The 10,046-nt window shown below is 64.6% G+C and carries 15 protein-coding genes; 8 read left to right on the top strand and 7 right to left on the bottom strand.

The genetic code is table 11. The annotated features are described in order from the left end of the window. Positions 1 to 22 precede the first annotated feature (22 nt). The gene (locus ASD07_RS21485) at positions 23 to 862 is read left to right on the top strand and encodes a branched-chain amino acid aminotransferase (protein ID WP_055934942.1); all 840 of its coding nucleotides are present in this window, start codon (positions 23 to 25) and stop codon (positions 860 to 862) included. Here the strand turns inward: ASD07_RS21485 and ASD07_RS21480 are convergent. The 4 genes from ASD07_RS21480 to ASD07_RS21470 all read right to left on the bottom strand — a co-directional run bounded on the left by ASD07_RS21480 (position 843) and on the right by ASD07_RS21470 (position 3,197). Then, positions 843 to 1,436, bottom strand: a complete 594-nt coding sequence (locus tag ASD07_RS21480) for a DUF3617 domain-containing protein (protein WP_082507489.1) — start codon at positions 1,434 to 1,436, stop codon at positions 843 to 845. The two genes, ASD07_RS21485 and ASD07_RS21480, sit on opposite strands and share 20 nt — an antisense overlap. A gap of 62 nt (positions 1,437 to 1,498) precedes the next feature. Further along, positions 1,499 to 2,164 carry an OmpA family protein gene (locus ASD07_RS21475; RefSeq protein ID WP_055934939.1) on the bottom strand — a complete coding sequence of 222 codons (666 nt, stop codon included), beginning with the start codon at positions 2,162 to 2,164 and terminating at the stop codon, positions 1,499 to 1,501. A 96-nt stretch (positions 2,165 to 2,260) separates the two neighbouring features. Next, positions 2,261 to 2,407, bottom strand: coding sequence for a lmo0937 family membrane protein (locus ASD07_RS31055; RefSeq protein ID WP_139232699.1), 147 nt, complete (start codon positions 2,405 to 2,407; stop codon positions 2,261 to 2,263). Between the two features lie 79 nt (positions 2,408 to 2,486). Next, the gene (locus tag ASD07_RS21470; protein ID WP_082507488.1) at positions 2,487 to 3,197 is read right to left on the bottom strand and encodes a glycine zipper 2TM domain-containing protein; all 711 of its coding nucleotides are present in this window, start codon (positions 3,195 to 3,197) and stop codon (positions 2,487 to 2,489) included. A gap of 128 nt (positions 3,198 to 3,325) precedes the next feature. On the opposite strand from ASD07_RS21470, the gene ASD07_RS21465 reads away from it, so the two are divergent. Beyond that, complete coding sequence (locus tag ASD07_RS21465; protein WP_055934933.1) at positions 3,326 to 4,045, top strand: Crp/Fnr family transcriptional regulator; 720 nt, start codon at positions 3,326 to 3,328, stop codon at positions 4,043 to 4,045. Here the strand turns inward: ASD07_RS21465 and ASD07_RS21460 are convergent. Both ASD07_RS21460 and ASD07_RS21455 read right to left on the bottom strand, forming a co-directional pair. After that, a complete protein-coding gene (locus ASD07_RS21460) occupies positions 4,042 to 4,263 on the bottom strand; it encodes a glycine zipper 2TM domain-containing protein (protein ID WP_055934930.1) in 222 nt (73 codons plus the stop codon). The two genes, ASD07_RS21465 and ASD07_RS21460, sit on opposite strands and share 4 nt — an antisense overlap. A gap of 89 nt (positions 4,264 to 4,352) precedes the next feature. Beyond that, positions 4,353 to 6,371 (bottom strand): AsmA family protein, encoded by a 2,019-nt coding sequence (locus ASD07_RS21455; protein WP_055934927.1) that lies wholly within the window; start codon positions 6,369 to 6,371, stop codon positions 4,353 to 4,355. Positions 6,372 to 6,480: 109 nt separating this feature from the next. Here ASD07_RS21455 and ASD07_RS21450 point away from each other — a divergent pair, with 109 nt between their 5' ends. Genes ASD07_RS21450 through ASD07_RS21425 form a run of 6 tightly spaced genes read left to right on the top strand, consistent with a single transcriptional unit; the run spans position 6,481 to position 9,391 of the window. Beyond that, positions 6,481 to 6,873 (top strand): DUF4398 domain-containing protein, encoded by a 393-nt coding sequence (locus tag ASD07_RS21450; protein ID WP_055934923.1) that lies wholly within the window; start codon positions 6,481 to 6,483, stop codon positions 6,871 to 6,873. Positions 6,874 to 6,886: 13 nt separating this feature from the next. Continuing rightward, positions 6,887 to 7,780, top strand: a complete 894-nt coding sequence (locus tag ASD07_RS21445) for an OmpA family protein (RefSeq protein ID WP_055934920.1) — start codon at positions 6,887 to 6,889, stop codon at positions 7,778 to 7,780. 12 nt (positions 7,781 to 7,792) lie between these two features. Further along, complete coding sequence (locus tag ASD07_RS21440; RefSeq protein ID WP_055934917.1) at positions 7,793 to 8,299, top strand: bacterioferritin; 507 nt, start codon at positions 7,793 to 7,795, stop codon at positions 8,297 to 8,299. A gap of 26 nt (positions 8,300 to 8,325) precedes the next feature. After that, on the top strand, positions 8,326 to 8,628 hold the full coding sequence (locus ASD07_RS21435; RefSeq protein WP_055934914.1) for a YqjD family protein: 303 nt from the start codon (positions 8,326 to 8,328) through the stop codon (positions 8,626 to 8,628). Between the two features lie 3 nt (positions 8,629 to 8,631). Continuing rightward, positions 8,632 to 9,021: a phage holin family protein gene (locus ASD07_RS21430; protein ID WP_055934910.1), complete on the top strand. Its 390-nt coding sequence runs from the start codon at positions 8,632 to 8,634 to the stop codon at positions 9,019 to 9,021. Positions 9,022 to 9,031: 10 nt separating this feature from the next. Beyond that, entirely contained in the window at positions 9,032 to 9,391 is a 360-nt protein-coding gene (locus tag ASD07_RS21425; RefSeq protein ID WP_055934907.1) for a hypothetical protein, read from the top strand. On the opposite strand, the gene ASD07_RS21420 is transcribed toward ASD07_RS21425, so the two are convergent. Further along, on the bottom strand, positions 9,388 to 9,999 hold the full coding sequence (locus ASD07_RS21420) for a Crp/Fnr family transcriptional regulator (protein ID WP_055934903.1): 612 nt from the start codon (positions 9,997 to 9,999) through the stop codon (positions 9,388 to 9,390). The two genes, ASD07_RS21425 and ASD07_RS21420, sit on opposite strands and share 4 nt — an antisense overlap. Between the last annotated feature and the right edge of the window lie 47 nt (positions 10,000 to 10,046).

Genomic DNA, 10,046 nt, shown 5'->3' with positions numbered 1-10,046 from the left:
GGAACTTTCAGCGGGGAACACTATGTATCTGACTTACTTCAATGGAAACTGGGCGGAAGGCAATGCGCCACTGTTTGGTGCCATGGACCACAGCGTCTGGCTTGGCTCGTCAGTTTTCGATGGTGCGCGTGCCATGCGCGGCAAGCTGCCGGACCTGCGTCCGCACCTCGAGCGTGTCATCCGCTCGGCGCGCAGCCTGGGCCTGGAATGTCCGCTCAGCGTAAATGAAATGGAACAGCTGGTGAAAGAGGGCGTGGCGCGTTTCCCGGCCGACGCTGAACTCTACATCCGCCCACTGGTCTTTGCTACCGATGGCTTGCTGATCCCGGTTTCCGAGAAGGCTGCCTTCGCGTTGACCCTGTTCGATGCACCGGTGCCGCCCTTCACCGGCTTCTCGGCCTGCCTGTCGGCCATGCGCCGCCCGGATGCCGACATGGCGCCGACCGATGCCAAGGCCTCCGCGCTGTACGCCAATTCGACCCGCGTGCTGCGTGAAGCAAAAGAACGCGGCTGCGACAACGCGGTCGTTTGCGACAGCCAGGGTAATGTGGCGGAGTTCGCCACCGCCAACCTGTTCTTCGTGACGGCTGAAGGCAAGGTCGTGACGCCAGCACTGAATGGCACCTTCCTGGCGGGCATTACCCGCGCCCGGGTGATCAAGCTGCTGGCCGAGGCCGGCATTGAGGTCGAGCAGCGCAGCGTCAAGCCGGAAGAACTGGATCGCGCCAGCGAGATTTTCAACACCGGCAACTTCGGCAAGGTCACGCCTTGCGTGCGCTATAACGGCCGCGAACTGCCGGCCGGTCCTGTCGCTGCCAAGGCCCGCGAACTGTACTGGGCCTTTATTGAGCGCGGCGAGTAGGCGCCTGCACTTCCGGTCCTGGCTTGCTGGGCGGCGCGGCTGGCGCTGGCGCCGCCACGCTGCCGCAGTCCGCACTGAGCCAGCGGCCGCTGCCTTCCACCACCATGTTCTGCGGCTTGCCCTGCGCTGAACTGTTTACGTTCATGCGCATGCTGTAAGCGGTATTGCCGTTGAAGATCACCTGCCCATTGCCGCTTGAGGGCGGGCGGGTGCAATTGAAGGTCACGTTCAAACCGCCCGGCACCGGGGTGCGGGTGGTGCTGCACTGGCCGGGCTGGCCGGCCGGCAAGTCCTGCTTCTCGGCCATGTCCTTGGTCAGGCAATAGCTCAGCTTGACGCCGCCGTTATCGCCCAGCCCCATGTTGACGCCGTGGCGCGCCATCATTTGTTCCATTGCCTTGCGCTGTTCCGGCGCCATATTCGCCATCTGCTGCTGGGCTGCCGCCATCATCGCCATCATTTCCGGACTGGCAGAGGCGATGCGGTTATCCAGCTCCCACAAACCTGGTTTCAAAGTCTGCGCCATCGCTGGCGCGGCCGCCAGGCAAAGCAGGAAGAAGGATCGGATTTTCATGGGGGCTCCCAGGGGCGTGAGGCGCGGCCCGGGACAGCATGCCCCGGGCCGTCCAGGATTGCTTAGCCTTGTGGCTGGCGTGGCTCGGCCACGAAGATTTCCACGCGGCGGTTACGCGCGCGGCCGGCTGCGTCGTCGTTCGAGGCGATCGGTTCCTGCTCGCCTCGCCCTTCGATCACGATACGGGTTGGCGATACGCCGCGTGTCGCCAGGTAGTCGCGGGTATGGGCTGCGCGCTCGACCGACAGCGGCTGGTTGACGCCGGTGCTGCCGGTGCTGTCGGTGTGGCCGACAATGCTCACCGAGGTCGCCGGGTTTTCATTGAGCGTGCTGGCGAAGCGGTCCAGGATAGGGCGGAAGTCCGGCTTGATGTCGGAGCGCCCGGTGTCGAACGAGATATCGCTCGGGATCTCCAGCTTCAGGCGATTGTCGCCGGTTTGCGTGACTTGCACGCCGGTGCCCTGGGTCGCCTGTTCCATTTGCTGCTTCTGCGCTTCCATGCGCTTGGACCAGACGTTGCCGACCACGGCGCCGATGGCCGCGCCAATTGCCGCGCCGCCGGCCGCCCGTTTGCCGCCGCCAGGACCGGTCGCGGCGCCGAGCACGGCGCCAAGGCCGGCGCCGACCCCGGCACCGGTGGCAGTGCCGCGCTGGGTCGCGCTCATATCCGCGCAGCCGGTCGTGACAAGCGCGGCAATCAGCAGGGCAGCAAGGGTTTTATTGGGCATGAACTTCTCCTTCGTTAAAAATGCTCGAAAAAAAGCGGGACGGGTCCTGCGCCGCAGTCCCCGCCCCGCTAGTGTACGCCGGCTTGGCCGGCTTATCTAAATACCGCGCCCACTGATCAGGCGCAACAGGATCATGATAACTGCCACGACCAGCAAAATATGGATGAAACCGCCCACAGTGTAGGAGGTCACCAGGCCGAGCAGCCACAAGATGATGAGTACAACAGCGATCGTATAGAGCATGATGTTTTCCTCTCATAGTCCGTAATCCTGGGTGCATTATTGCTGCGTTCAACCGCGTCATCTGTTCGTTGTCGAACTATCAGCGTCGTTGTAAACGTCCTTTGACGACTTTTACATGGTCGCCGGCCTGCCAGTTGGCCGAGCTGCTGCCGATGGTGCGCAGCTTGCCATCCTCCATGCGGACGCGCACCTGGTAGCTCGTGGTGGACTTCATATTGCCTTCCACCTGGTTGCCGACCACGGCGCCGCCGACCGCACCGGCCACGGTGGCGATCTTGCGGCCCGAACCGCCGCCGACCTGGTTGCCCAGCAAGCCGCCGACTATCGCGCCGCCGGCTGCGCCCAGGCCGCTGCCCTGGCCGCGCTGGGTGACGGCATGCACCGACTGCACCACACCGCAGCTATGGCAGGCGGCGGGCGCCGGCGCCCGCGCCGCGGCGGGCGCTTCGGCATAAGCTGCGTCCGCCGCATTGCGTGCGGACGGGGCAGTGCCGCCGCCGTAGCTGCCGCCGCCGCTGCCCGCGTAGCCCGAGTGGCCCGAGTAGCCAGACGTGTCGGCCACCCGGTCGACCGGCGCGTAACCTGCTGGCGGCGGTGGCGGCCCCATGTCGCGCGCGCCCATTACCTGCAGCGGTGCTTCGGCCACCGGAGGCCCCATCTTCGCGCCCGATTGCGGCAGCCAGCCCATGACCGCGGCAATGCCGACGCCGCAAAACAGCACCACGGCAATGGCTGCGATCAGCAGCAGCGGGTGGGTGGTGTAACTCATGCTCTTGGGTTCTCGTTCCATGCGGTACTTCCTTTCCTATTGGATAAACGCATTGTGGTGGCCGGGCTGGCCTGCTTCCGTGCGTCAGCGTACATACAGTCTTTTTAATTGCCGATACGCTCCGCCTAAACTCCACCAGGCTGACGGCAATGACCCTGAATCTTCATACCGTTCCAAGCAGTGAATCGCCACCACCCCGCATCGGCAACCGCCTGCTGGCAACCTTGCCGGAAGACGACCTCGAGCACCTCGAGGGCTTGTGCGAACTGGTGGACCTCGGCGCCGGCGACATCCTGTTCGAAGCCGGCCAAACCATCGACTACATCTACTTCCCGCTCGACACCCTGATCTCCCTGCTGGCTGTGGCCGAAGGCCGCATGACGCTGGAGGTCGGCTCGGCCGGCCGCGAAGGCATGGTCGGCGCCTCCGTGGCGCTGGGCCAGCGCTGCGCCCAGGTGCGTGCCGTGGTCCAGCGCAGCGGCCATGCGCTGCGCATGGAAGCGGAAGATTTCATTGCCGAGTTTGCGGAAATGGATTCGCTGCAGCGCCTGCTGCATCGCTATACCGACAGCCTGCTGGCGCAAGCGATCCAGATTGCGGTATGCAGCCGCTTCCACGTGCTGGAGGCGCGCCTGGCGCGCTCGCTGCTCGTCACGCGCAACCGCCTGCAGTCGGACCGCTTCCACATGACCCATGAGTTCCTGGCCCATGCGCTGGGCGTGCGCCGCGTCGGCGTGACCAAGGCGGCGAGTGCATTGCAAGGGCAGGGCTTGATCAGCTACAGCCGGGGCAATATCGAAATATTGGACCCGGCTGGCCTGGAAGCGGTGTCCTGCCATTGCTACCAGCAGGTCCGCACGCCGGCTTAGCGGCGTGGTTTGTCGACCTGGTTACCGATCACGCCACCGACCACGGCGCCACCCACCGCACCGGTGGTGGAGCCGCCAGTCAGCACGGAACCGGCGACCGCACCGACACCGGCGCCAATGGCCGTGTTCTTATCCTGTTGCGACATCGAGGAGCAGGCGCCCAGGCCCAGCAGGGCGCTTGCGATGGCAAGGCGGGCAGCAATCTGTTTGGTTTTCATGATGTTTCCTCCGTAACTTGGAATACTGGTTCCAGCTTACGGCGCGGGCCGGATGTGATCTGTTCGCTATTTCACGGTGTAACGGCTTGTTACCTTTGCGTCTTGCCGGGCGGCGGCGCCTTGGGTTTTTCGCGGGCCGCTGCCAGCAGGGCGGCGCACTGGTTGTCGCCTTCGCCGCCGGCGCTGATCAGCGGCGCCAGCGCCGCCACCGGTGCCGCGAGGGCGCCGAGCGCCAGCGCACCGCCGGCCCGCATCGCAATCACGCCCTTGTCGATGTCGACGTCGGGCTGCTTGAGCGAACCGCGCACATAGATCGGCGCGCGCAGCGAGATGATGCGCAGGCCCTTGCTTTCGGGTTTCAGCGTCAGGTCGATTTTTTCACTGGCCAGGTTGACTGCGCCATTGATGCGCACGGTCGCGTCTTCCGTGTCGGCAATGAAATAGCGCGTTTGTGCCAGGCCGTCGCGCACGCCGAAGTCGCCGGCCAGGCAGTTCAGGTGTACCGGCTTGTCGCCAAACAGTTTGGTCAGCACGATATTGCCGATGTTCAGGCCCATTTGTTCCAGCAGCAGTTTGCTGACGGTGCCGTCGTTGACCAGGGTTTTCAGTTCGCCGTTCGAATGGGCCAGCATGGTCGACACCGAATTGCCTGTGGCGGTCAGTTTGGCGGCGGCATTGATTTCGCCAATGGTGGCCTGCTTGAGTTCGGGCAGCTTGGGCAGCAGTTGCCTGAGCTTGATATGGCGGGCGGTGGCGTCAAGCGTGGCGGCCACGGCCTGGCCGCTGCTGCCGTCCAGGGTGGCTTTGGAGGCGACCTGGCCGCCGGCAAATTCGAAGTTGAGCGGCGTCAGGCGCAGCACGCCATCCTTCAGGTGGAATTCGGTTTGCAGCTTGCTGAGCGGCAGTTCCTTGGTGCGCACGATGCGTTCGGCGCGGAAGCTGACATCGGCATCGATGGCCGTCCAGCGTTCGGTCTTGAAGGTTTCCACCGGCAATAGCTTGCCGGCCGGCTGCACCGCTGCCACGCCGCGCTCTTCTTTCCTGGCGTTGGAGTCGGCGCCGATCAGCGGACCCAGGTCGGTGAATTGCAGCAGGCGCGAATGCACCGAGCCGGTCAGCAGCCCGCGCGGCTGGCGCTGCTGGAACGACAGGGTGCCGGCGATATCGCTGTCGCCGACGCGGCCGGTGAATTTCTCGTAAGTCCACTGGCTGGCGCCTTCGGCCAGGTGGCCGCTCAGGCGCCCGGCGGTGGTGAAGGGCGGGGTTTCCGGCAACAGCAGCCCGGTCAGCGCATACAGGCGCGCGGCCGAGGCGCCGCCAACCTTGAGCTGCAAGTCGATGGCGGCGAGCTGGGCCGGGTTGGTCAGCGTGCCTTGCGCCGCCACGCTGACCAGGCCGACCTTGGCATCGGCCTGGATCGGGAAGGGCAGGGCGGTGTCGCGCAAGGCCAGCACGGCGCCGGTCTTGCCCTTGCCGCGGATATCCTGCTTGTTCCATTTGCCGGCCAGCGTCCATTGCACGCCGTAGCGGGGATCGTTGTCGAGGGTGTCGACGTGGGCGGTGGCAGCGATATCCTGCTGCGCATCGTCAAGCTTGATGGTGCCGCGCGTGAACACTACCCGGTCCAGCTCCATGCGCCACTCCGATGGCGGGCGCTTGGGCAGGGTCCAGTTGTTCTTGCCGTCAGCCTGGCGCAGCAGCGCCAGTTGCGGCTGGTCGAAACGCAGTTCGGGAATGGCGATCTTGCGGCCCAGCAGGGCAAACGGGCTCAGTGAGAATGCCAGGCTTTGCGCGGCAGCAGTGTCGCCCTGCGGCAGCCCGGCAGGGTTACCCACGTGGACGTCCTGCGCCACCAGGTGCGGCCAGGGGATATGGTCGCGCCAGCTGCGCGCCTGTTGCGGCAGTGGCTGTTTTTGCCAGGTCAGCGACAAATTGCCGCGTAACTGCACGGGCCTTTGCAGCGCTTCCGTGGCACGCGCACCCAGCCAGGGGCGGGCGCGGTTCCAGTCATAGTTCAACAGGATCACCAGGGCCACCGCCGGAATGGCCACGAGAAAGCCCAGCACAGCCAGGCTTATCTTTGCACGGCGAGAAATTGTATGTGCCATAGCGACAGGCTACACCGGGCAGCCCGACTTCAATGTGCGGCACCGTACTGAACCCAGCGGGGACAGCTTATATAACTGCAATACCCCAATCGCTTTGAGGAGAACAACAATGGATTCGCTGAATCGCCTGTCACTGTTGACTACCGCCTGCGCCGCTTGCGTGATCGCGTTGGCTGGTTGCAGCAGCATGAAGACCCCGGCCACGGCCGAAGTAGCATCGTCGCGCACGGCAGTGGAAGCCGCAGCCTCGACTGGCGCACCGGAACTGGCTCCGGCCGAGATGGCGGCAGCGCGCGACAAGATGCTGCGCGCTAACCAGGCGCTGGCAGCCAAGGATTACCGCACCGCCCAGGACCTGGCACAACAGGCGCAGGCCGACGCCAAGCTGGCGCAAAGCAAGGCCAGCAGTGCCAAGGCCACCGAGGCCGCCAATCAACTGCAAGACGATATCCGTGTGCTGCGCGAAGAACTCGATCGCGCCAACAGCACCATGACTCGCTGAGAAAGGAGCCACCATGTTCAAGCCAAACTTCAAACCTGTTGCACTGGCAGCGGCCTTGGCCCTGGCAGCCTGCAGCACCACCCCGACCACCACTGGTGAGCTGGAAACCGCGCGTGCCAACTATGCCCAGGCGCAGGGCAACCCGATCGTGGCCAAGTACGCCATAGCCGAGCTGGCGGCCGCTACCCGCGCCATGGACCAGGCCAATACCGCCGCCGCGCGCAACGAAAGCTTGGCCGAGATCGACAAGCTGGCCTATATCGCCAAGCAGAAGACCGCCAGCGCCGAAGAAGTCGCGCGTGCCAAGTCTGCCGAAGACCAGGTGAAGGACGCCGCCACCCAGCGTGACCAGGTGCGCCTGCAGGCCCGCACCGCGGAAGCCGAAGCGGCCCAGCGGCGTGCCGAGCAGGCGCGCATGGATGCCGAGAACGCGCAGAACCAGGCCGCCAGCGCCGAAGCCGCCACGCGCGAGGCCCAGTCCCGCGCCGCTGCGCTGGCCGCCGCGCTGTCCGAGCTGCAAGCCAAGCAGACCGAACGCGGCATCGTCATCACCTTTGGCGATGTGCTGTTCAATGTCGACCAGGCCAACCTGACTTCGCAGGGCATGGCAGTGGCCCAGCGCCTGGCCGATGTGCTGCGCGATAACCCGGACCGCACCGTGCTGGTCGAAGGCTTTACCGATAGCACCGGCAGCGATGCCTACAACCTGCAGCTGTCGCAGCGGCGCGCCGAGGCGATCCGCGTGGCGCTGGGCCAGATGGGCGTGGCGCGCGCGCGCATCGAAACGCGCGGCTACGGCGAAGCCTACCCGGTGGCCGGCAATGCCACGGCCGGCGAACGCCAGATGAACCGCCGGGTCGAGATCGTGTTGTCCGAAGCGGGCCGCCCGATCACTTACCGCCGCTAACGAGGAGTTTCCATGATCGATAAAAATGCGATCCGCGCGGCAGCCCGCAATATGGCCGACGGTCCGGTGACCGAAGGCTATAAGGGCAACCGCGCGCAGGTGCTGCAGATGCTGAACGAAGCGCTGGCCACCGAGCTGGTCTGCATCCACCGCTACAAGCGCCACTACTACATGGTGACCGGCCTGTCGAATGCTTCGATCAAGGCCGAGTTCCTGGAGCATGCGACGCAGGAGCAGGAGCATGCCGACTGGCTGGCCGAGCGCATCGTCCAGCTCAATGGCGAACCCGATTTCAATCCAGCAACGTTGCTCGACAGGAGCCATGCCGAGTATGATGACTCAAGGGAGGTGCAAGCAATGGTACGGGCCAACCTGGTGGCAGAACGGGTGGCAATCGAGAGCTATCGCCAGATGATCGAACTGATTGGCGACAGCGACCCGACGACCAAGCAACTCTTGACGCAAATCATGGCGGTAGAGGAAGAACACGCCGACGATATGCGAGACCTATTGGCCTGAATCACTGACGAAAGAGGAGTCCTATCATGCTGGAACAGAACATCAGTACCGTCAACAACGATGTAAAAACGCTGGTCAAGGATGCGCAAGCCCTGTTTACTGCCGCTACCGCGCTGACCGGTGAAAAAGCCGACGAGTTGCGTGGCCGCGGCATGAAAGCGCTCGATAGCGCCCTGGCCAAGGCGCATGAAGCCCAGGCCAGCGCAGTGGCCGGCGCCAAGCAGGCGGCCGCTTCGACCGACGCCTACGTCAAGGAAAATCCATGGCGTTCCATCGCCGTGGCTGCCGGCGTGGGCCTGCTGGTCGGCGTTATCCTCGGCCGCAAATAAGCGATGTCGGCCGAGAACCAGGCACCACCACCACCGCCCGGCCTGATCGCCTCAGTGGCCGGGCTTGCCAAAAACTGCCTGCACCTTTTACTGTCGCGCCTGGAACTCGCAGCCCTCGAGCTGACCGAGGTGCGCGACACGGTGCTGCAATTGTCCATCGTGTTTGCCGTGGCCCTGCTGGCTGCCTGGTTCGCCATTGCGTTCGGCACGGCTACCCTGATCTACCTGTGCTGGGAGGCGATGGGCTGGAAAATCCTGCTGGTACTGGCGCTTGCCTTTTCAGTGTTGGCAATCGGCCTGGTGCTGTGGGGACGCCGCCTGGTGCGGCAAGGCAAACTGGGCTTGTCGGCGACCATGGCGGAACTCAAGTCCGACCGCGACATGCTGCTTTGAAAGGGAAAACATGGCGTCCAGACAGGAATTACAGGCGCTTGCCGTCGCCAAGGAAAGGCTGGTGCGGGAAGGGGAGTTGTACCGCCTCAGCACGCTGCGCTCCAAGCATGAAGTGATCCATGCCCTGCAGCCGCAAGCCTTGCTGCATGGGGCGGTGGACCAGGCCATCGGCACGCTGCAGTCGCGCCTTGGCGCTTTCATCGGCCAGGGCGGCGGCTTGTCCGGCATCAGCTTCAAAACCGTGCTGCCGTATGCGGTGACGGTGGGTTCGTGGATTGCCCGCAAGCGCTTGTGGAAACCGGCTGCGGCGGCCGGGGTACTGGCGGCAGTGGGCGCCTGGTGGCTGATGCGGCGCAAGCCCGAGGCTTAAGGCGTTTTGCGCAGGCGCGACATGTACTGCGTCGTGATGCCGAGGTAAGAGGCCAGCGCGCGCTGGGTAATGCGCTGTTCCAGGCCGGGGAACTGGCTGCGGAACGCTTCCAGCCGCGCTTCCGCCGAATTGTGGCTGCGGATCTGCAGGTTGGCCGCATAGCGGCGGATGCTGCATTCGATAATCTTCAGGTAATACTCGTGCACGAAGCCATGCTCGGCCTTGTGGCGCTGCATGGCCATCCAGTCGATGCGCCAGGCCTCGACCGCGGTCTCGGCGACGAAGAATTCCAGCGCCGGTTCCCCTTGCAGGCCGCCCATCATATCGCTGTGCGAACCGGTGTTCTCGCCTTCGGTGATGAAGCCCAGGGTCAGGTCTTCGCCGGCAACGGAAATATGGCCGCGCCGCGCCACGCCACTGGAAATCCAGTAGTAGTGGGTGGCGCGCGCGCCGGCCTCCTGCAGCATGGTGCCCTTGCGCACGTGGACCGGGGTCACGTGCGGAGCGCTCAGCTCGGTATAGCGGTCGTAGAGTGCAACACCGATGCCCAAGCGCTGGACGGTTGTGGCCCGGTGTTGCTCTCTTTGTAATTGGTATGCATGTGGCATGCTCGCATCATACCTGACCTGGCGCAAGGTCAGGATGACTTTTTATG

Source organism: Duganella sp. Root336D2 (assembly GCF_001425005.1).
In the GTDB taxonomy this organism is placed as follows: domain Bacteria; phylum Pseudomonadota; class Gammaproteobacteria; order Burkholderiales; family Burkholderiaceae_D; genus Rugamonas.
Note: the sequence above shows the minus strand (reverse complement) of the source record. Positions and strands in the feature narration are given on the sequence as shown.